The following is a 21,327-nucleotide window of genomic DNA, read 5'->3' as shown; positions in this document are numbered from 1 at the left end:
GTAGACTTCATCAAAGCCCCCTGAACCGCTCATCAGGACAGGCCGCTATCGACCGGTTGAATCCACAGTCGAAAGCGACCGCAGTCGTGGTGCCGCAGCCGATAAAACCTCGATAGGTTCGCTCGAGGGTGTACTATCAAGCCCTGTCCATCAGATATCAGTCAGCCATGTCCACGCTAAGCGAAGAGAGCCGTCAGATCCTAGCTTCTCTGACGCACCGCGTTGGCCCCAACGCTGACATTGCAACAACTGCACAAGCGATCGCTTCAATATTGCAGAATATGGACACAGCCCTCACGCCCATCATTGGCCATCAAGGGGTTGCCGCGCTTTATCGCCGTAGCCTTCATCTGTGCGCCTCCCATCATCCGCGTCTGGTCAGCACCTGCGACAGAGTGCCGGCCGGCATGGATCTGACGGCCCTCGAGTCCGTACTCGTGGAACAAAGCGAAGCCGATGCGTTGTTTTTCGGTGAAGTGTTGCTGACCACCTTCTACGAGTTACTGACCACGCTGATCGGGCCCTCGCTCACCGCACGTTTGCTTCGTGGTGTGTGGGAACCTTCTTTGAGCGACACCCCTTCGCAGGAAAATTCGCCATGAGCACCAAAGTGACTATCAACCGTCTAGCCACCGGTGTGCCAGGACTGGACGAGGTGCTGGGCGGAGGATTGCCGGAGTTTTCGTTCAACCTGATCGCAGGCCCACCAGGTTGCGGCAAAACCACCCTCGCGCACCAGATGATGTTTGCCCTGGCGACGCCCGAGCGTCCGGCGCTGTTCTTCACCGTCCTGGGCGAGCCGCCGCTGAAGATGCTGCGTTATCAGCAGCAATTCGACTTTTTCGACAACGAAGCGATCAACCAGTCGATTCGCTACGTCAACCTGGCCGATGACACCCTGGCCGGTAACCTGGACGAAGTGCTGCGGCGCATCGTCAGCGAGGTCGAGGCGCACTCCCCGGCGCTGGTGTTCGTCGACTCCTTTCGTTCTGTAGTGCTGGCGAGTCAGACCCAGGACAACCCGAACAACAACCTGCCACAGTTCGTTCAGCAACTGGGCATGTTGATGACCACCTGGCAGGCGACGACTTTCCTGATCGGCGAGTATTTCACCGAAAGCGATACCAACCCGATTTTCACCGTGGCCGATGGCCTGATCTGGCTGCGCCAGAGCGTTCAGCGAAATTCCATGGTGCGCAAGATGGAAATCATGAAGATGCGCGGCCAGCCGACACTGCCAGGGCTGCATACTTTCCGCATCGCGACGTCGGGGATCAAGGTCTTTGCGCCGGCGGCATCCAACCCGGTTGAAGCGCCGTTGGAGTTCCCCATCAAGCGCCTGAAAATGGGAGTTGCTCAGCTCGACGAGATGCTCGGCGGCGGCCTGCCTCGGGGTTATTCCTTGCTGGTAGCCGGGCCGTCGGGCTCGGGCAAAAGCATTCTGGCGTCGAGCTTCCTGGCCGAGGGCGCGCGCAATGGCGAAACCGGGGTGATCGCGGTGTTCGAACAACGGCCCAATCACTCTCAAAATGCCACCCTCGCGAATCTGATCCAGAGCGGACAGGTCGGTCTGGTGGACAGCCGAGCCCCGGACCTGTCCATCGACGAGATCGTGCAGTTGCTGTTGAGCGAGATCACCCGGCTGAAAGCCACCCGCGTTGTGATCGATTCACTGTCGGGCTTCGAACTGGCGCTGGCGCCGACCTTCCGCGAGGACTTCCGCGAATCGCTGTCGCGCATGGTCACTGCGCTGACCAGCGCCGGAGTCAGTGTACTCATGACCTCGGAGCTGGAAGACCGCTACACCGACCTGCGTTTCAGCCCTTACGGTACGGCGTTTCTCACCGACGCAATCATCGTTCAGCGCTATATTGAAGTACAGAGTCGCTTGTTGCGCATCATGGCCGTGGTCAAGGTCCGGGCCAGCACTCACTCCGATGAATTGCGCCTGTACCGCATCGACGACAACGGTTTACAGATCGGCGAGATGTTGCCGGAACAGGAAGGTTTACTCGGCGGGCGGCCAACCCGGCATCGTTTCGACAAGACAGCGGATGAGCAAAAATAATGGATAAGGCCGATGGCAAGAACGAGCAAGCGATGGCCACTGCCGCTCGCGAACTGTTCCTGCTCGGCCAAAAAACCGTCGAGGCGCGCGCGGTGTTGTCGGCACTGCAAAAGGAGCTGAGTGATGCCAACACCCAGCTCGCCGATAACCAGCAGATCGAGCAACTGATCGAGGCCAATCAGCAATTAGTCTTGGCGATCCTCCTGGCGCAGTCCGATGCTGAAAAGCCAAAACGCACGCAGGAAGAACAACGCCTGTTTCTAGAGATGCGAGAGGCCAACGAGCAATTGGTGATCGCCGCCCTTAGCGCACAAGATTTGCAAGCCTCGGCCGAACAAACGTTGGCGCAACAACGCAATGCCCTCGCCCAGGTAGCCCACGAACTGCGCAACCCGCTGACGCCCATCAGCATGATCGCCGGGCGCCTGGTGCGAGTGCCCAGTGAAGAACTGCCGCGTATGCAGAGGTTAATCGAAGGTCAGGTACAGCACATGTCTCGATTGGTGGAAGACTTGCTCGATGTGTCCAGGGCCAGCACCGGCAAGTTTCACCTCGATTGCCGCATCGTGGACATGGCGCAAATCATCCAGGAGGCCATCGATGTGTGCAGCCCGGTAATGGCGGCTCACCATTTGCATTTCACGGCCAAGTTGCCCGAAGGTGCGTTGGTGGTGAACGGTGACCCAGTGCGGCTCACCCAGATCCTCGGCAACCTGCTGGGCAATGCGGCCAAATATACGCCGGTAGATGGCACGGTCACGCTTTCGGTGACCGCTGAAGCCGATGTGCTGCGGATGAGCATTTGCGATAACGGCATCGGTATTTCGGCCACGGCGCTGCCGTTCATCTTCGAGTCCTTTGTCCAGGATGCTCACGCGGTCGGCTTCAACGGCGCAGGCATGGGCATAGGTCTGACGGTAGTACGTGAGTTGGTCCAAGCCCACGGTGGCAGCGTAACCGGCAAAAGCGAGGGTAATGGTAAGGGAAGCGAGTTCGTGGTGACGTTACCGTTGGCGGGCCATTGACGCCTCTTTGATGTTAGTTGGTCGAAAACGGCCATTCGTATTCAAAAACGGCCTTAACCAAGGCCGTTTTTTTAGGGGACACCCATTAGCCAACGCAAGTGTACGGCGATTCGCATCCACCGCTGTAGGGCCGAGCCACTCGTCACTCATGATAAAAACACGGTTCTCGGGCAATCCCAAGGCTATTTGGCTGTTCACAGCCTTCCTGCCGCAGTTCGTCGACCCGAGTCGGCCGATTGCCGCGCAATTCGTCGTGCTCGGCGCGTTATTCCTGATGCTGGAATGGATCGCCATCAGCGCCTACGCCTACATGGGCCTGCACATGCGCCGCTGGTTCGCCGAACCACGGGGCAAGCGGATTTTCAACCGTTGCTGCGCGGGCTTGTTGTCGGCGGCAGCTTCGGTGTTGTTGATGGCGAAACGGGCGTGATCTTTACCCTTGGGACGGTCCTTTCAGTTCGACCTGATTGCCGTCCGGATCGAAGCAATAAATCGACAGCCCGTGACCTTCGGCGCCGAAACGCATGGCGGCTTTCTCGGGTGTCAGGCCGAAGGACTGCAAGTACCTGACCAGCGCTTCCTCGTCGAACGGTTCGATGCGCAAGCAGAAGTGATCGACGTTGCGCCGTTCGTTGCCGGCGGCAGCACCGCCCTTGCGGCCGAGTTCGCCGTGGATGTCGACGAGGTCAATCATCGAGGTGCCCGCACGTAAATGCACCATGCCCAGATCGTCACGGCGCTTGACCACTTCGGCGCCGAATACCTCGCCGTAAAAAGTGATGCTTCGTTCGAGATCCTTGACGCGCAGGACGATGTGATCGATGTGTTTGATCGTGAACGGTTGCATTAGGATGATTCCTGAAAATATCGTTTACAGGATTATCGGTGACCCGATGACTGTAGCTCAGGGCCACAAAAATTCACTGTCGATTTTCCGGTGGAGGCGCCGGGCGACGCGCCCTATGCTCAGCCCATGAACCTACAAAACGCTGTGCTTCCGCCCCATGCCGAGATGGTTCGCGCCATGCTCGAACGCGACACCGCCTACGAGGGGGTGTTTTTTACCGCGGTCAAAACCACTGGCATTTTCTGCCGCCCCGGCTGTACGGCGCGCAAACCGAAGCCGGAAAACGTCGAGTTCTTCGCCCATGCCGATGAGGCGATGTCGGCAGGCTATCGGGCCTGCCTGCGTTGCAAGCCACTGGACGCCGCGGCCATCGCGCCGGACTGGGTGCAGCGGCTGCTCAAATCCGTCGACGCGGATCCCGACCTGCGCTGGACCGACGCCCAGTTGCTTGCCGAGGGCATCGAGCCGCTGAAACTGCGCCGCTGGTTCAAGCAGCATTTCGGCATGACCTTTCACGCCTGGCTGCGCAGCCGGCGCCTGGGCATTGCCCTCGGTGGCATCAAACAGGGCGAATCCATCGACAACGCCGCGTTCGACTCCGGCTACGAATCCCTGAGTGGCTTTCGCGATGCGTTTCAAAAGTCGTTCCATATCACGCCCGGCCGCGCCGCCCACAGTGAGCCGCTGCTGTTCACTCGGCTGACCACACCGCTGGGGCCGATGATCGCCATGGCCGAACAGCGTGGGCTGGTGCTGCTGGAGTTTCTCGATCGACCGGCACTGACCAAGGAAATCGAAGAACTGCAACACCGTTATGGCTACGCCGTGGCCCCCGGTCACAACGGGCATTTGCAGCAGATTGAACAAGAACTGGCGCAATACTTCGCAGGTAAACGAACCGAATTCAACGTGCCACTGCACCTGCCCGGCAGCGCTTTCGCCCGGCAGGTGTGGGCTGAACTGATGAAAATCCTCTACGGCCACACCACTACTTATGGCGCCATCGCCGCGCAACTGGGCAAGCCCGGCGCCAGTCGCGCCGTGGGTCTGGCCAACGGACAAAACCGCCTGGCGATTGTGCTGCCCTGTCATCGGGTGATCGGCGCAGACGGCTCATTGACCGGCTATGGTGGAGGACAACCGCGCAAGGCGTTTCTGCTCAGGCTGGAAAGCGCCGCGGTGCAAATCACCCAACAACTCGCATTCTGATCAATCCGCCGTTTATTCAAAAAAAGTCATAAGGAAGGACATTCGATGGACACACTCGACAACCAATTCCACCAGCTGCACCAGAGTGGCTTGCTGATTCTGACCAACGTTGCCGATGCCACCGGAGCGCGACTGGTCGAACAACTGGGCAGCAAGGCCGTCGCCACCAGTAGCGCGGCGGTGGCTTGGGCTCACGGTTACCCGGATGGCAATACCTTGCCGCTTGAACGGCTCGTTTCCACCGTCGAGTCCATTGCCCGGGTCATCAGCGTGCCGTTGACCGTGGACATTGAGGCCGGCTATTCCGATGTCCTGGGGCGGGTTGCGCAAGTGATCGACGCAGTGATCGCCGCCGGTGCCGTGGGGATTAATATCGAGGACGGCGCTTCGTCGCCCGAGCTGCTGGCCCGCAAGATCGAAATCGCTCGCCAGGTTGCCAACCGCCGTGATGTGAATTTGTTCATCAACGCTCGTACCGACGTGTACCTCAGAGGCCTGGTGCCAGCCGAAGATCGCGTAGCAGAGACACTTAAACGGGCCGCGTTGTATCAGGCAGCCGGGGCCGACGGGCTGTTCGCGGCGGGCGTCACGGCGGCGTATGAGATCGAAGCGCTGTGCCGTGGCACGACGCTGCCGGTGAACGTACTCGGTTTCTCGGGCCTGCCTTCACCTGAGGAACTGAAAACCCTCGGCGTGCGCCGTTTGAGTGCCGGCTCGAGCATCGCCGAATTCCTCTACGGCGCTATGGCGTCGGTAGCCAAAAGCTTTCTGGAAACCGGAAAACTCGATAGCAGCGACCTCAAGGCCTTCACTTATGGCCAAGTGAACGCCCTGCTGGCCCCCACCGGTAAAATTTGACCGCAAGCAATGGAGTGCGGCGCTGCGGGGTGAGGGCTAATCTTCCCGCAGTCACCCGCGCTTCAGGATGCTCCATGCCCGACACCTATCAACTGGCCAGTGAATTTCTCTCGGCCCTCGATGCCGACTGGCAACGCCACATCGACGCCATCGGCCCCTGCCTGCATCAGCCCCATGCGGCTCGCGATCCTTATGAGTCACTGGTGCGGGCGATTGCCTATCAGCAACTGCATGCAAAGGCCGGCGATGCGATTGTCGGCCGGCTGCTGGCGTTATTTCCTTCGAACACCTTCCCCAGACCCGAGCAGATTCTGGCGACAGACTTCGATCAAATGCGCAGTTGCGGGTTTTCCGCCAGCAAGATCGCGACCATTCAGGGCATCGCTCAGGCGGCTCTGGAGGGTATGGTGCCGGATTACGCCACGGCCCTGGCCATGGATGACGAAGCATTGATCGAGCGCCTGATTACCTTGCGCGGGGTGGGTCGCTGGACGGTGGAAATGCTGCTGATCTACAGCCTGGAGCGGCCAGACATTTTGCCGGCCGATGACTTTGGGGTGCGTGAGGGTTATCGGCGGCTGAAGAGGTTGGAGGTACAGCCGACTCGCAAGCAGATGATTGAAATCGGGTTGGCTTGGAGTCCTTATCGGACGGTGGCGGCGTGGTATTTGTGGCGGGTGCCCAGCCGGTAGACCGCGTTATCGTTCTTCGCGAGCAAGCCCGCTCCCACATTAGATCTTCAGTGAACACAGATTTTGTGTACGAAAACGATCAAGTGTGGGAGCGGGCTTACTCGCGAAGAGGCCCGCCAGCACAAATTCAACTGCCCGGGAACACTGACAGTCTAGGCTGTCTTGAGCCATCCCAAGATCTGTCGGAGTTTCCCATGCAGCTCGAAGGCTCCTGCCATTGCGGCGCGGTGTCGTTCAGCCTGACCAGCGCCCACCCCTACCCTTATCAACTTTGCTATTGCTCGATCTGTCGCAAGACCCAGGGCGGTGGCGGTTATGCGATCAACATCGCTGGCGATGCCGCCAGCCTCAAGGTGCGCGGTCGCAAGCACATCTCGATTTACCATGCGCGGCTCAAGGAAGAAGGTGACAAACGCGCCCACCGCAGCACCGCCGAGCGGCATTTCTGTTCCGTTTGCGGCTCGGGATTATGGGTGTTCAGTCCTGAATGGCCAGACCTTGTTCACCCATTCGCCTCGGTCATCGACACGGCGCTGCCGGTACCACCCGAGTACACGCACGTGATGCTCGGTTCGAAAGCATCATGGGTGGAAGTCCAGACGCAGCCCGCTGACCGACAGTGTGATGTCTGGCCCGAAGAGTCGATCGCCCAATGGCATGAGCGTCTGGGTTTGAGCCGCTAAGCCGCTTCACAGTCTTTGACCGTTTCCCGCCTGGCCAATGATGCGGCGGACAGCCCGATAGGATCGTTCCCCCGCTCTGCGTGGGAACGATCAATAGGGTGGCCCGAAGGCTGCGATCTTTTGATCTTCTGTCTTTATCACGCCGCTACCGGCACACCACTGTGAAAGCGAAACTCCACATCCGGCGACTCGATCAACGCCTGCTCGGCGTCACGAACCTTGTCGATCACCTGGGCGATGTCCTTGGCGTCTCCATACTGATAAGCCAGTTTCAGGTAACCCTGGAAATGCCGCGCCTCGCTTTTCAGCAGACCGAAGTAGAACTTGCCCAGCTCTTCATCCAGATGCGGCACCAATGCCTCGAAACGCTCGCAGCTGCGGGCTTCGATGAAGGCGCCGACCACCAAGGTATCCACCAGTTTCACCGGTTCGTGGCTGCGCACTACTTTGCGCAGCCCCGAGGCGTAACGCCCGGCGGACAGCTGACGCAGCTCGATCTTGCGCTTTTTCATCAGGCGCATGACCTGTTCGTGGTGCACCAGTTCTTCCCGGGCCAGACGCGACATCAGGTTGATCAGATCGACGTGGGAGTGGTATTTGGCAATCAGGCTCAACGCCGTGCTGGCCGCCTTGAATTCGCAATTTTTGTGGTCGATCAGCAAGGTTTCCTGATCGGCCAACGCGGCCTGGACCCAGCCAGCGGGCGTGCGGCAGCCAAGGAATTCGTGAATTTCGGGAAGGATCATGGGGCTCACGGATAAAAGGTACAGAACGAAGGGCGCCGATTATACCGGCCTGCCGACAGACCACCAGCCGCCAACCGTTGATATGCATCAAGTCGCCGAATGCCGACCAGCAACTATAGTTGTCCAACGCAGTGTTTTTTACCTTCCAGGGAGATTCCGATCATGCAAGCCATTCGCAGCATTCTGGTGGTCATCGAACCCGAGCACTCGGAGAGCCTGGCGCTCAAACGGGCCAAACTGATCGCTGGCGTGACCCAGGCCCATTTGCACCTGCTGGTCTGCGATAAAAAGCATGACCACGCTGGCGTGCTGGGTGTGCTCAAGGCAGCGCTGTTGGAGGACGGTTATAGCGTCACCACCGAACAAGCCTGGAACGACAGCCTGCACGAAACCATCGTCGATGTGCAGCAAGCTGAAGGCTGCGGGTTGGTGGTCAAGCAGCATTTCCCTGACAGCCCGCTGAAAAAAGCCCTGCTGACCCCGGCGGACTGGAAACTGCTGCGCTACTGCCCGACTCCGGTGCTGCTGGTAAAAACCGCCAAACCCTGGACCGGCGGCGTGATCCTGGCGGCCATCGATGTCGGTAACATCGACGGCGAACACCGCACCTTGCACGCCAGCATCATCGATCATGGCTACGACATTTCCAGCCTGGCCAAAGCTCATTTACACGTGATCAGCGCCCATCCGTCGCCGATGCTCTCGGCCGCCGACCCGACGTTTCAGCTCAGCGAAACCATTGAGGCCCGCTATCGCGAGCAATGCAAAGCCTTTCAGGCCGAGTTCGACATTGACGACGACCACCTGCATATCGCGGAAGGTCCGGCGGATGTGTTGATTCCGTACATGGCCCATAAGCTGGGGGCCTCCGTGACGGTGATTGGCACGGTGGCGCGGACCGGGTTGTCGGGGGCGTTGATCGGTAATACGGCGGAGGTGGTGCTGGATTCGCTGGAGAGCGATGTGCTGGTGCTCAAGCCGGATACGATCATGGATCATCTGGAAGAGATCGTGACCCAGCATTGAGATTTTCGGCGTCAGATAAATAGCCTTCGCGAGCAAGCCCGCTCCCACATGGGATCTCCATTGGTCATGAAATTTGTGAACGACACAGATCCAATGTGGGAGCGGGCTTGCTCGCGAAGCTTTTAAGATTTAACCGCCAAACGCATCCTTGAGAAACCCCGGCGCAATGTAGCGCTGGTAATGCGCCTCAGACAGCAGAAAAAATTCCCGATCAATGGCATCGCGCAATTCCGGTAGGTTCCAGTCGCGAAACTCCGGCAGCAACACCATCCCGTAGGCTTCCAGATTATTGATGACCCGCGCCCCCCGGGCGATCAATTGGTATGCCCAGCAATATTCCGACTGATGCGGCACAAAACGAATCTTGCGCTGCTCCAGCTGCAGACGCAGCAACGCGGGGTCGAAAATCTCTATTTTACTGGCCATCACCTGCGACAGCAGTTGCTCAAGACGCAGCCACACCGCGCGTTTTTCTTCCTCGTTGTAACCGTTCCAGTGAATCACTTCATGGTGGAAACGCTTGCAGCCACGGCACACCAGGTCACCGTAAACAGTGGAGCAGAGGCCGACGCAGGGGGTTTTGATGGTCTGATTGGGCATAGTAGGCAAAACACGGGAAAGCAGAACAGGTCGGCATGTTAGCCCTTTGTCTAACATTCATCACCCTTCAAAATTCTGAGGCTAACTTACCTTTAAATTTTTTTTGCCGTAGAATCAGCCAGCCTTTTAAGGCGCCAATGTCCGTTAGAAGCTGTTTTCAAAGCGTCACGAGCACAGTCGTTCCTTCAGAGCGGTGTTGGCGAAGGGTTTTTCAGCGGTGAAAAACCTGACGCCAACCCTCATCAGCTCCCCGTTCTGCAGGCGTAAAACTTTGAAAGCAGCTTCTGTAAGGAATTGCCGGTAATTCTGGCTAAGCGGCCCACAACGCCACGCAGCGCATGAGTACGGCAATTTCGGGATGAGCGTCCCGGACACCCATTTGGGACCACTGATGAGGGTAATAACTGTGCTTGAAGCCTACCGCAAACATATCGAAGAGCGCGCAGCACTGGGTATCGTTCCCCAGCCGCTTAACGCCGAACAAACTGCAGGCCTGGTCGAGCTGCTGAAGAATCCCCCGGCTGGCGAAGAAGCCTTCCTCGTTGACCTGATCACCAATCGCGTTCCGCCAGGCGTGGACGAAGCTGCCTATGTAAAGGCCGGTTTCCTCTCTGCCCTCGCCAAAGGCGAAGCCAAATCCCCTCTGATCGACAAGAAACGCGCTGTTGAACTGCTCGGCACCATGCAGGGCGGCTACAACATCGTGACGCTGGTCAATCTGCTGGACGACGCCGAACTGGCACCAGTGGCCGCCGAAGAACTCAAGCACACCCTGCTGATGTTCGATGCCTTCCACGACGTGGCTGAAAGAGCCAAGAACGGCAACGTTCACGCCAAAGGCGTTCTGCAATCCTGGGCCGACGGCGAGTGGTTCAAGAACCGCCCGGTGCTGGCCGACAAGATCAGCCTGCGCGTGTTCAAGGTGACTGGCGAAACCAACACCGACGACCTGTCCCCTGCTCCTGACGCCTGGTCCCGTCCGGACATCCCGCTGCACGCCCTGGCGATGCTGAAAATGGCCCGTGAAGGCATCGTTCCGGATCAGCAAGGCGCCATCGGTCCGATGAAGCAGATCGAAGAAATGCGCGGTCAAGGCTTCCCGATCGCCTACGTCGGCGACGTGGTCGGTACCGGTTCGTCGCGTAAATCGGCCACCAACTCGGTGCTGTGGTTCTTCGGCGACGACGTTCCTTTCGTGCCGAACAAGCGTGCTGGCGGCTTCTGCTTCGGCAGCAAGATCGCTCCGATCTTCTACAACACCATGGAAGATGCCGGCGCACTGCCAATCGAATTTGATGTGACCAACATCAATATGGGCGACGTGATCGACCTGTACCCGCACGCTGGCAAAGTCTGCAAGCACGGTACCGACGAAGTCATCACCACCTTCGAAATGAAGACCCCGGTTCTGTTGGACGAAGTCCGTGCCGGCGGTCGTATTCCGCTGATCATCGGCCGTGGCCTGACCGATAAGGCTCGCGCCGAACTGGGTCTGCCAGCGTTCGACCTGTTCAAGAAACCGGATGCCCCGATCGAAAGCACCAAGGGTTTCACCCTGGCGCAGAAAATGGTCGGCAAGGCGTGCGGCGTAGCCGGTGTGCGTCCTGGCACCTACTGCGAACCGAAGATGACCACCGTGGGTTCCCAGGACACCACCGGTCCAATGACCCGTGACGAACTGAAAGACCTGGCGTGCCTGGGCTTCTCGGCCGATCTGGTGATGCAGTCGTTCTGCCACACCGCGGCTTATCCAAAGCCGATCGACGTGACCACCCACCACACCCTGCCTGACTTCATCATGACCCGCGGCGGCGTTTCCCTGCGTCCGGGCGACGGCATCATCCACAGCTGGCTGAACCGCATGCTGCTGCCGGACACTGTCGGCACCGGTGGTGACTCCCACACCCGTTTCCCGATGGGCATTTCGTTCCCGGCCGGTTCCGGTCTGGTCGCATTCGCCGCTGCCACTGGCGTGATGCCACTGGACATGCCGGAATCGATCCTGGTGCGCTTCAAAGGCAAGATGCAACCGGGCGTCACCCTGCGTGACCTGGTTCACGCCATTCCTTACTTCGCGATTCAGGCTGGCTTGCTGACCGTCGAGAAGAAAGGCAAGAAGAACGCCTTCTCCGGCCGCATTCTGGAAATCGAAGGCCTGGACAACCTGAGCATCGAACAGGCTTTCGAGCTGTCCGACGCCTCGGCCGAACGTTCGGCTGCCGGTTGCACCATCAAGCTGTCGAAAGAGTCGATCACCGAGTACCTGAGCTCCAACATCACCCTGCTGCGCTGGATGATCGGTGAAGGCTACGGTGATGTGCGTACCCTGGAACGTCGTGCTCAAGCGATGGAAGCCTGGATCGCCAACCCTGAGTTGATGGTTGCCGATGCTGACGCCGAATACGCTGAAGTCATCGAAATCGACCTGGCCGACATCAAAGAGCCTGTGCTCTGCGCGCCAAACGATCCGGACGATGCCCGTCTGCTGTCCAGCGTTGCTGGCGAGAAGATCGACGAAGTGTTCATCGGTTCGTGCATGACCAACATCGGTCACTTCCGCGCTGCCGGTAAACTGCTGGATCAGGTCAAAGGTCAGCTGCCAACCCGCCTGTGGCTGTCGCCGCCGACCAAAATGGACGCTCACCAGCTGACCGAAGAAGGCTACTACGGTATCTACGGCAAGGCCGGCGCACGCATGGAAATGCCAGGCTGCTCGCTGTGCATGGGTAACCAGGCACGTGTAGAGCCGAACTCCACCGTGGTGTCGACGTCGACCCGTAACTTCCCGAACCGTCTGGGTGACGGCGCGAACGTCTACCTGGCTTCGGCCGAGCTGGCGTCCGTTGCATCGATCCTGGGTCGCCTGCCGACCGTCGAGGAGTACATGGAATACGCTGGCAAGATCGACAGCATGGCGGCCGATGTTTACCGCTACCTGTCCTTCGACCAGATCGCCGAGTTCCGTGAAGCTGCTGCGAACGCCAACATCCCGGTCGTTCAAGCCTAACGTTACAACGCCATAAAAAACGCCGCCCATCGTGAGATGAGCGGCGTTTTTTTATGCCTTCAGGAAGACCGCGTTATCGTTCTTCGCGGGCAAGCCATGCTCCCACAGAGATTTGCGCGAGCCATGCATCACACAAAACAAATGTGGGAGCGGGCTTGCTCGCGAAGAGGCCATCCCATTCAACATCTTCGTTGACTGTAAGACCGCATTCGCGAGCAAGCCCGCTCCCACAGGGTATTCAGCGTGTCTGGAAGCTATATCCTCAGGCGGTCAGGGAGTAGATCAACGCCGAAATCGCCACCAGGCCCACCGCCGTCACGAAGACGTTAGAGGCTTGACCACGAAAGCGCGCCATCGCCGGAACCTTGCGGATCGCGTACATCGGCATCAGGAACAGGATCGCCGCGATGATCGGGCCACCAAGGGTTTCGATCATGCCGAGAATGCTCGGGTTCAGCGTGGCAACGATCCAGCAGACCACCAGCATGAACGCCGCGGTCATGCGGTCCAGCGTCTTCGGTGCCGGGCGTTTGCCGCTCTTGACGATCAGGCCCTTCAAGCCTTCACTGGCGCCGATGTAGTGGCCCAGGAACGACTTGGAAATGGCCACGAAGGCAATCAACGGCGCCGCAAAGGCGATGGTCGGGTTGCTGAAGTGGTTGGCCAGGTACGACAGGATCGACAGGTTCTGTGCCTTGGCTTGCGCCAGTTGTGCCGGCGACAGGGTCAGCACGCAGCTGAAGACGAAGAACAGCACCATCACCACCATCAAGATGTGGGCACGGGACAGGATCTGCGAGCTGCGCTCTTCGGCATGCGCACCGTAGCGGCGCTTCTGGTCCACTGCGAACGCCGAGATGATCGGCGAATGGTTGAACGAGAACACCATCACCGGAATCGCCAGCCACAAGGTATGCAGCAGCGCCGACGACTCGGGCAGCGTGGTCGCGGTGCTGAGGATGCCGCCATTCCAGTGCGGAATCAGAAACACCGCCAGGAACAGCAGCGCGACGATGAACGGATACACCATCAGGCTCATGGCCTTGACGATCACCTGCTCACCGCAACGCACCACTGCCAGCAGGCCGAGAATCAATACGAACGACAGCACGGCGCGCGGTGGAGGCATGATGTGCAGTTGATGCTCGAGGAAACTGCCCACGGTGTTGGTCAGGGCCACGCTGTAAATCAGCAGGATCGGGAAGATCGCAAAGAAATACAGCAACGTGATGAATGCACCGGCCTTGATGCCGAAGTGTTCTTCCACCACTTCGGTGATGTCGGCGCCTTCGCGGCCGGACAACACAAAGCGAGTCAGGCCACGGTGTGCGTAAAACGTCATGGGGAATGCCAGCAATGCCAGGATCAGCAGCGGCCAGAAGCCGCCCAGCCCCGCGTTGATCGGCAAAAACAGGGTACCGGCCCCGATTGCCGTGCCAAACAGGCCCAGCATCCAGGTGGTGTCATGGCGATTCCAGCTTTCGAGGCTCGCTGGTGTCGCCGCTACATAGCGTTCGTCGACGCTATTGGCCTGATCATTCATCCGGTCGGATCTCCGCTTTCCGGTCATTTGCACCCGGTCAGGACGAGTCGGAAAAATCCGACAGGCAGCGCCCTGGCCGAAACAGGGGCGCGATTGTCCGGGATTAATCAACAGAAGCAAAGACCTAGCTGAGCAATGGTTATGCGGATCAGATGCAGGCGCCTGCGTTCTCCTGTAGGAGCGGACAATTCCTCTCCATCTGCCTCGCACTGATCTAGTGTTGTCATTAGAAGGATCGCAGGCTTCGCCAGCTCCGACACGGGGGAGCCAAAAACCCTGGCCATTGCCAAACCGCTCTGGTGTCAGCAATCTGATGCGACGTTCGAGCCCCGATATTCCGCTGCCCACAGGAGCCCAGCATGCCTGTCACCGTTCTGGTACTGGTTGAAACCATCAATGAATACCTGCCGATTCTCGAACATCAGGGGTTTCATCTGATCCTGGCCCCGACTCCGGCCGAGCGCGCCGCCGCCATTGCCCGACAGGGCGATCATATCGATGCTGTGCTGACGCGCGGTCCATTGGGCCTGTACGCCAATGAAATTGCCGCCCTGCCCAACCTCAAGATCATCTGCGTGATTGGCGCTGGCTATGAGCATGTCGACCTGCAAGCCGCCGCCGACCGCGGCATCACCGTCACCAATGGGGCCGGCGTCAATGCCTCTTCCGTCGCCGACCATGCCATGGCGTTGCTGCTGGCACTGGTGCGCGATATCCCTCGGGCCGATGCTGCCGTGCGTCGGGGCGAGTGGCCGAAAATCATGCGCCCTTCCCTGGCCGGCAAACGCCTGGGCATCCTCGGCCTTGGGGCCGTCGGCATCGCTATCGCCAAACGTGCGGCCAACGGCTTCGACATGAGCGTGAGCTACCACAACCGCCAGCATCGCAGCGATGTGCCCTATAGCTTCTGCTCGACGCCGACCGAACTGGCACGCCACTCGGATTTTCTGATCATTGCCGCACCCGGCGGGCTCGGTACCCAGCACTTGATCAATAAGCAGGTACTCGACGCTTTAGGGCCCAACGGATTTATAGTCAACATCGCGCGGGCCAGCGTGATCGTCACGGCAGACTTGATCAGCGCGCTGGAACAGCGACGGATTGCCGGTGCCGCGCTGGATGTCTTCGATAACGAACCCCAGGTGCCGGACGCGCTGAAGGGGTTGGCCAACGTGATTCTGACCCCGCATGTCGCCGGGTTGTCCCCTGAGGCCACTCAAGGCACAGTGGAACTGGTCGGCAAAAACCTGACGGCGTTTTTTTCCGGTCAACCGGTACTGACCCCCATTGCTTTACCATTGCCGTCGGCAGCCGCCCGGAACGCTCATTAAAGGACGCACTAAAGGACGCCCAACAGCGTCCAGAGTCGCCGGGATTCGGCATCGGCGCTGATCAGTTCTCCAAGCAGCTCGCTCAAGGGTTTGTTCCCCCACTCCACGCCCCGTTTGAATACTGCATTCACAGACGATCCCCTGTGGAAGCGGGCTTGCCCGCGATGAGCATGGGTATCTACACATCTCTTGAGCTACAGAGATTCACTGCCGGGGCTTGGGGCTTGGGGCTTGGTGTTGGGAGTACATATCCATTTCTGCGGTAACGGCCGCCAGCCGCCGTTACCGCAGAAACGGATATGTACACCATCAAACTCGGGAAGATGTGTAGACACCCATGCCCCGATGAGGCCCTCACATTCAACATCGATATCGCCTGAGACCCCGCGAAACTGCATTGCAGGGTCGCGGTGGCGCACACTTGCGGATAAGCCCACGTCGAATCTCCTTCCTCCGCCAAGCCTGTTCGCGCACATCAGGAACGCTGATTATCCGGCAACACGCTAACCTATAAGACCGTGCCGCGCTTGTGGCCACCCCGGCGCACCATTAGATTAGCCAATGATGTCTGGCCTCCAAAATAAGCAGAAGGGATAAGCATGGCGCTTACTGACCAGTCCACCCGTATCCGCTCCGGCGAAGAACTCGATGCCAGCCTGATCGATCCGTACCTCAAGGCACACATTCCGGGCCTGAGTGGCTTGCCTGTGATCAGCCAGTTTCCGGGCGGTGCATCGAACCTGACTTACCTGCTGGAATACCCCGAACAGGAATTCGTCCTGCGTCGGCCACCGTTCGGCCACAAGGCCAAGTCCGCCCACGACATGGGCCGCGAATTCCGCATCCTCAATCAGCTGCGGGACGGTTTCCCCTATTGCCCCAAAGCCTATGTGCACTGCACCGACGAATCGGTGATCGGCGCCGAGTTCTATGTGATGGAACGGGTCAAGGGCATCATCCTGCGCGCCGAACTGCCGCCGGAACTGGGCCTTGATTCAGCCAAGACCGAAGCCCTGTGCAAAAGCTTCATCGATAAGTTCGTGGAACTGCACCAAGTCGACTACAAGGCCTATGGTCTGGGCGACCTTGGCAAACCCGAAGGTTATGTCGCGCGGCAAATCAAAGGCTGGAGCGAACGCTACGAAAAAGCCCTGACCCCGGACGCGCCAAAGTGGGAAGCGGTGAAGGCCTGGCTCAACGACAAGATGCCGGCCGATCACCCGACGTCGAGCATCGTCCATAACGATTACCGCTTCGACAACGTGATCCTCGACCCCGAGAACCCGATGCAGATCATCGGCGTGCTGGACTGGGAGTTGACTACCCTCGGCGACCCGCTGATGGACCTGGGCAACACCCTCGCCTACTGGATCGAGGCCGACGATCCGGCGCCGGTGCAACTGATGCGCCGCCAGCCAAGCCACGCCCCCGGCATGCTGACCCGTCGTGAATTCGTCGATTATTACGCCGAGCGCGCAGGCATCCAGATCGACAATTTCGACTTCTATTACACCTACGGCCTGTTCCGTCTAGCCGGCATCGTGCAGCAGATCTACTACCGCTTCTTCCATGGTCAGACCCAGGACAAACGCTTCGCGCAGTTCATTCACATGAACAAACTGCTGGAGCAGATGAGCCTGCAAGTCATCTCGAAATCCAGCCTCTGATCACGGCCGCTGATCGGGCCCAAAAACAAGGAAAAATCATGTCCAAGACTCAGTTGTTCGACCTCGACGGCAAGATCGCTTTCGTCTCCGGCGCCAGCCGCGGCATCGGTGAAGCCATCGCCAAACTGCTGGCGCAGCAAGGTGCCCACGTCATTGTTTCAAGCCGCAAACTCGACGGCTGCCAGCACGTCGCCGACGCAATCATCGCCGCTGGCGGCAAGGCCACCGCCATTGCCTGCCACATCGGCGAAATGGAGCAGATCACCCAAGTCTTCGCCGGCATCCGCGAACAATTCGGGCGCCTGGATATTCTGGTCAACAACGCGGCGACCAACCCGCAGTTCTGCAACGTACTGGACACCGACCTCAGCGCCTTCCAGAAAACCGTCGACGTGAACATTCGCGGTTATTTCTTCATGTCGGTGGAAGCCGGCAAGCTGATGCGCGAACACGGTGGCGGCAGCATCATCAACGTTGCCTCGATCAACGGCATCTCGCCGGGGATCTTCCAGGGCATCTACTCGGTGACCAAGGCAGCGGTGATCAACATGACCAAAGTCTTCGCCAAGGAATGTGCGCAGTTTGGCATCCGTTGCAACGCCCTGCTGCCGGGTCTGACCGACACCAAATTCGCTTCGGCGCTGGTGAAGAACGACGCCATCCTGAAAACCGCGCTGCAGCAGATTCCGCTCAAGCGTGTAGCGGATCCGAGTGAAATGGCCGGTGCGGTGTTGTACCTGGCGAGTGATGCGTCGAGCTACACGACTGGGGTTTCGTTGAATGTGGATGGTGGGTTTCTGTCCTGATTTGGTTCTGCGAATAAACCGAAGGCAGCCAAAAGGCTTAATGCCAGTTAAGCGCAATCCATGTGGGAGCGGGCTTGCTCGCGAAGACGGCGACACAGTCAACATTGATGTTGCCTGACACACTGCTTTCGCGAGCAAGCCCGCTCCCACAGGTTCCGCGGCTTAACTGACTGGCATTAGTCAAAAGGCTGCCTTTTTTGTTTCCCACGTATTTACACCATTCCTGTGTGTAGGTGGGATCCGGTTAGGCTCAAACACGGTTACAAGAATCACCTGAGTTTTGAAATCAGCGGCACCCGGGGCACCCTGGCATTCGATCAGGAACGCTTGAATGAACTGCGGATGTATCGCGCCGGGCAAGGCGGTTTCCAATGGCTGCTGGCGGGGCCCGACTTGCCGGGTTATGCCGCCTTCAGCCCGGCGCCGGCGCACCAGTTGGGTTACAACGAACTCAAGACCCTCGAAGTGCATGAGTTGGTGATGGCGCTGGCCGGCCTCGGCCAGGACGGGACAGATTTCGAACAGGCGTGGGAAGTCGAACGCCTGGCGACAGCGATTCGTTTGGCGGCACAAGCGTTGCGGTGGCTCAGGATCGAGGAAGTCTGAACCGCCACTCGGACCGCACCCGCCAGTCGCACAGGGCGCCACTGGCGGTACACCAGCCCAGGCTTACTGAGTGACGCAACGGGTCTGGGTCGTGGTCCGGGTCACCTGCCCTTCAGCCCTCATGTCACCCTGCACATCGGTGTTTTCGGAGGTCTGACAGGTACGAACCGGTGGCGGTGGCGGCGCTGCGGGTGGCGGAGGCGGCGGACTGGCACAACCGCCCAGAATCGCCACGCAGAGTGCGAGCGACAGTGGCGAAAAAACATGTTTGCGAAGACTGTTCATAGACTGACCCGCGGTAAGTAGTCGACATTTTCCGCGACTCGACAATCACACCGCGAACCTGCGGCCCCGTCACAGAAAAGAAATACCTCGCATTCCTTATAGCCCAGCCATCAGCCAATGCCAGAAAAACCCCGGATAGTCTGGCTTTGGCGGCGTAACCGCAAAAATGGATAGGTACACCGTCAAGAACTTTGCCGCTGATGCATAGCCATCGCGAGCAAGCCCGCTCCCACAGTTGTTCGGGGTACATCTGCAGGAAACGGCACCTACATAGCACTGGACCGATGCAGGCCACTGCTCTCAAGCTCATACCGCAACTCTTCAATCAACGCCGCCACCGCCTCTGGCGTCCTGAGTTTCGCTACGCTCAACCCACTGACCACCAGATCCACCTGCCCTGTTGCCGGGTGATAAAGCTTCACCGTCAACGAATTCTCCCCCGTGAGCGCACAATCACAGGCCAACGGCGAAAAACTCAGCTCCAGTTGCATACGCAGTTGCGCCAGATAAATCGCACCCATGTGACAGTTCCTTTAAGCTGCATCGAGAGGACGCGATACCGGCCCGAAACCACGTATCGCACCCTGACAGCCTAGAAAAAGCCCCACCAGACCAAAACATGAAATTGCACCAGCCCCCCTAGTGCATTTGCACCTTAACGTTGCCCCTTGGCCCGCCTCTCCCCGGAGAACAGCCCCCGCTCACGAGCCCAGACAATCGCCTCGCTACGGCTGTGCACGTCGAGTTTGGAATACACCGTCGAAACATGATTGCGCACCGTATTGGGCGCCAGTTTCAGGCGCGCAGCGATCTCCTTGTCGGCCAGGCCTTCACAGATCAGGCCGAGCACATCGCGCTCCCGGGCGGTCAGGTCGGTAAATGACACATTGGACAACTGCGGCTGATTGACGTTTTTGGCGTTGGCGAGTTTCTCGATCAGCGTACGGCTGAACCAGGAGGCATCTTTCATCACCTCCTCAATCGCCGACACCAATTCCAGCTCGGTGCGTTTACGCTCAGTGATGTCCATCAACACCAGCAGGTAGCACGTGCCGTCCTGTATGTTCACGGTGTCCGCCGAGACTGCGCAATCGAGCAGCCCGCCCTCTTTCCTGCGCACCCTGACATCGATGCGATCCACGCTCCCGGTTTTCTCCAGGGCCGCAAACAGTCGCGTGCGTGTGCCCGCGTCATCGATGAAACCGAGTTGTGCCACGGTCTTGCCGAGCACCTCTTCACTGGGGTACGCCAGGATGTCGAGGAAGGCTTCGTTGACGTCCATCACCACTTGATCGTCGGCGCTGCACACCAGGATCGGCACCGGGGTGAGGCGAAAGGCTTTGGCAAACCGCTCCTCGCTTTGGCGCAGGGCAATTTCGGCCTTGTGCCGAAGCTCCATGTTGACGAATGAAAACAACATGCAGTCTTCGTCGTTGAGTTCAAGCGGTTGCCCGGCGACGATCACCTGTTTGCTGCCTCCGTCGGGCAATTGCAGCTCGGCCTGCATCTGGGGAATGGTTGTCCCGTCACGTAAACGTTGCTTCGCCAGGTCTTTATTTTCGGCGCCCTCCAGCACGTCCAGTTCATAGGTCGAAGCGCCGATCACCTGATCACGGGCATAACCGGTCATTTCCAGGAAGCCCTGGTTGACTTTAATGTAGCGCAAATCGCTGAGGCGACAGATCACCGCCGGGGCCGGGTTGGCATTGAAGGTCTTTTCGAAACGCTGCTCGGCACTGGCCCATTCGGTGACGTCGTTCATGATCAGCACCAACGACTCCGGCTCGCCGGCGCGGTCGGCCAGCACCATGCTGCGCACGCTGTGAACCCAGGTGCGCTCGTTGTTTTCGACTGACGTCAATTCGACCAGAACATCACTGAACATCTCGCCGCGGGCAACGCGGCTGATTGGATAATTCTCCGTCGCTACCGGGTGATTGTTGCGATAGCGCAAGGCAAATCGCTTCGCGTACTCCTTGGCATTGGCGCCCAGCTCACCGATCCGACTGACCCCGTGCATGGTCAGCGCGGCATCATTGGCCCAGAGAATGGTCTGGTCGAGCTCCAGCAAAATCACCCCATCGGACAGGCCGGCGATGATCTGCTGCAACTGGCGGCGATTGGTTTCGGTGGTCAGGACGTCCTGGCTCATTGGATCTCCACGATTGCGACGGCGCCGTTACGCGCGGCCCTGTGAAGATTACGACCGCCGGCGTTTGCGATAGTGCAGATAGCCTGCCACCTCCTCCAATTGCCAACACAACCTTTGTGGCGAGGGAGGCCCCGCACCGTCTTCGACGCCGCGCTGTCGCGCAGCAAACTGGTTCA

The 21,327-nt window shown here is 59.1% G+C and carries 18 protein-coding genes and 3 pseudogenes; 14 read left to right on the top strand and 7 right to left on the bottom strand.

The features are described 5' to 3' along the window. The first annotated feature begins 167 nt into the window (after positions 1-167). The 4 genes and pseudogenes from IC37_RS16255 to IC37_RS16240 form a co-directional block, all read left to right on the top strand. Complete coding sequence (locus IC37_RS16255; RefSeq protein WP_030130418.1) at positions 168-602, top strand: hypothetical protein; 435 nt, start codon at positions 168-170, stop codon at positions 600-602. Beyond that, positions 599-2,068 (top strand): ATPase domain-containing protein, encoded by a 1,470-nt coding sequence (locus IC37_RS16250; protein ID WP_030130419.1) that lies wholly within the window; start codon positions 599-601, stop codon positions 2,066-2,068. The genes IC37_RS16255 and IC37_RS16250 overlap by 4 nt, the downstream gene beginning before the upstream one ends. Continuing rightward, on the top strand, positions 2,068-3,093 hold the full coding sequence (locus IC37_RS16245; RefSeq protein ID WP_030130420.1) for a cell wall metabolism sensor histidine kinase WalK: 1,026 nt from the start codon (positions 2,068-2,070) through the stop codon (positions 3,091-3,093). The genes IC37_RS16250 and IC37_RS16245 overlap by 1 nt, the downstream gene beginning before the upstream one ends. Positions 3,094-3,259: 166 nt before the next feature. Then, positions 3,260-3,523, top strand: a pseudogene (locus IC37_RS16240) (LysE family translocator); the annotation flags it as partial. Between the two features lie 3 nt (positions 3,524-3,526). On the opposite strand, the gene IC37_RS16235 reads toward IC37_RS16240, so the two are convergent. Beyond that, complete coding sequence (locus IC37_RS16235; RefSeq protein ID WP_030130422.1) at positions 3,527-3,940, bottom strand: VOC family protein; 414 nt, start codon at positions 3,938-3,940, stop codon at positions 3,527-3,529. 126 nt (positions 3,941-4,066) lie between these two features. Here IC37_RS16235 and IC37_RS16230 point away from each other — a divergent pair, with 126 nt between their 5' ends. The 4 genes from IC37_RS16230 to IC37_RS16215 all read left to right on the top strand — a co-directional run bounded on the left by IC37_RS16230 (position 4,067) and on the right by IC37_RS16215 (position 7,382). Then, positions 4,067-5,149 carry a bifunctional transcriptional activator/DNA repair enzyme AdaA gene (locus IC37_RS16230; RefSeq protein WP_030130423.1) on the top strand — a complete coding sequence of 361 codons (1,083 nt, stop codon included), beginning with the start codon at positions 4,067-4,069 and terminating at the stop codon, positions 5,147-5,149. Positions 5,150-5,194: 45 nt separating this feature from the next. Then, positions 5,195-6,007, top strand: a complete 813-nt coding sequence (locus tag IC37_RS16225; protein ID WP_030130424.1) for an isocitrate lyase/phosphoenolpyruvate mutase family protein — start codon at positions 5,195-5,197, stop codon at positions 6,005-6,007. A 74-nt stretch (positions 6,008-6,081) separates the two neighbouring features. After that, positions 6,082-6,699: a DNA-3-methyladenine glycosylase gene (locus IC37_RS16220; protein WP_030130425.1), complete on the top strand. Its 618-nt coding sequence runs from the start codon at positions 6,082-6,084 to the stop codon at positions 6,697-6,699. A 194-nt stretch (positions 6,700-6,893) separates the two neighbouring features. Continuing rightward, positions 6,894-7,382, top strand: coding sequence for a GFA family protein (locus tag IC37_RS16215; protein ID WP_030130426.1), 489 nt, complete (start codon positions 6,894-6,896; stop codon positions 7,380-7,382). A 137-nt stretch (positions 7,383-7,519) separates the two neighbouring features. On the opposite strand, the gene IC37_RS16210 is transcribed toward IC37_RS16215, so the two are convergent. Next, complete coding sequence (locus tag IC37_RS16210) at positions 7,520-8,128, bottom strand: tRNA-(ms[2]io[6]A)-hydroxylase (RefSeq protein WP_030130427.1); 609 nt, start codon at positions 8,126-8,128, stop codon at positions 7,520-7,522. A 162-nt stretch (positions 8,129-8,290) separates the two neighbouring features. Between IC37_RS16210 and IC37_RS16205 the strand changes: the two genes are divergently transcribed. Further along, the gene (locus tag IC37_RS16205) at positions 8,291-9,154 is read left to right on the top strand and encodes a universal stress protein (protein ID WP_030130428.1); all 864 of its coding nucleotides are present in this window, start codon (positions 8,291-8,293) and stop codon (positions 9,152-9,154) included. A gap of 129 nt (positions 9,155-9,283) precedes the next feature. On the opposite strand, the gene IC37_RS16200 is transcribed toward IC37_RS16205, so the two are convergent. After that, complete coding sequence (locus tag IC37_RS16200) at positions 9,284-9,754, bottom strand: DUF1289 domain-containing protein (protein WP_030130429.1); 471 nt, start codon at positions 9,752-9,754, stop codon at positions 9,284-9,286. 406 nt (positions 9,755-10,160) lie between these two features. Here IC37_RS16200 and acnB point away from each other — a divergent pair, with 406 nt between their 5' ends. Then, on the top strand, positions 10,161-12,761 hold the full coding sequence (gene acnB, locus IC37_RS16195; protein ID WP_030130430.1) for a bifunctional aconitate hydratase 2/2-methylisocitrate dehydratase: 2,601 nt from the start codon (positions 10,161-10,163) through the stop codon (positions 12,759-12,761). 262 nt (positions 12,762-13,023) lie between these two features. On the opposite strand, the gene IC37_RS16190 is transcribed toward acnB, so the two are convergent. Next, complete coding sequence (locus IC37_RS16190; RefSeq protein ID WP_030130431.1) at positions 13,024-14,304, bottom strand: serine/threonine transporter; 1,281 nt, start codon at positions 14,302-14,304, stop codon at positions 13,024-13,026. A 359-nt stretch (positions 14,305-14,663) separates the two neighbouring features. On the opposite strand from IC37_RS16190, the gene IC37_RS16185 reads away from it, so the two are divergent. Beyond that, positions 14,664-15,635: a 2-hydroxyacid dehydrogenase gene (locus tag IC37_RS16185; RefSeq protein WP_030130432.1), complete on the top strand. Its 972-nt coding sequence runs from the start codon at positions 14,664-14,666 to the stop codon at positions 15,633-15,635. Positions 15,636-15,643: 8 nt separating this feature from the next. On the opposite strand, the pseudogene IC37_RS16180 reads toward IC37_RS16185, so the two are convergent. Further along, positions 15,644-15,751: pseudogene (locus tag IC37_RS16180) on the bottom strand (hypothetical protein); the annotation flags it as partial. Positions 15,752-16,234: 483 nt separating this feature from the next. Between IC37_RS16180 and IC37_RS16175 the strand changes: the two are divergent. The 3 genes and pseudogenes from IC37_RS16175 to IC37_RS16165 form a co-directional block, all read left to right on the top strand. Continuing rightward, a complete protein-coding gene (locus tag IC37_RS16175; protein WP_030130433.1) occupies positions 16,235-17,302 on the top strand; it encodes a phosphotransferase family protein in 1,068 nt (355 codons plus the stop codon). A 38-nt stretch (positions 17,303-17,340) separates the two neighbouring features. Continuing rightward, entirely contained in the window at positions 17,341-18,108 is a 768-nt protein-coding gene (locus tag IC37_RS16170; protein ID WP_030130434.1) for an SDR family oxidoreductase, read from the top strand. 249 nt (positions 18,109-18,357) lie between these two features. Next, positions 18,358-18,714, top strand: a pseudogene (locus tag IC37_RS16165) (gfo/Idh/MocA family oxidoreductase); the annotation flags it as partial. A gap of 551 nt (positions 18,715-19,265) precedes the next feature. On the opposite strand, the gene IC37_RS16160 reads toward IC37_RS16165, so the two are convergent. Together IC37_RS16160 and IC37_RS16155 are read right to left on the bottom strand one after the other, a co-directional pair. Further along, complete coding sequence (locus IC37_RS16160) at positions 19,266-19,520, bottom strand: DUF1652 domain-containing protein (protein WP_030130436.1); 255 nt, start codon at positions 19,518-19,520, stop codon at positions 19,266-19,268. Between the two features lie 134 nt (positions 19,521-19,654). Next, the gene (locus tag IC37_RS16155) at positions 19,655-21,151 is read right to left on the bottom strand and encodes a helix-turn-helix transcriptional regulator (RefSeq protein ID WP_030130437.1); all 1,497 of its coding nucleotides are present in this window, start codon (positions 21,149-21,151) and stop codon (positions 19,655-19,657) included. Positions 21,152-21,327 lie beyond the last annotated feature (176 nt).

This window comes from Pseudomonas sp. QTF5, from assembly GCF_000512695.2.
In the GTDB taxonomy this organism is placed as follows: Bacteria; Pseudomonadota; Gammaproteobacteria; order Pseudomonadales; family Pseudomonadaceae; genus Aquipseudomonas.
Note: the sequence above shows the minus strand (reverse complement) of the source record. Positions and strands in the feature narration are given on the sequence as shown.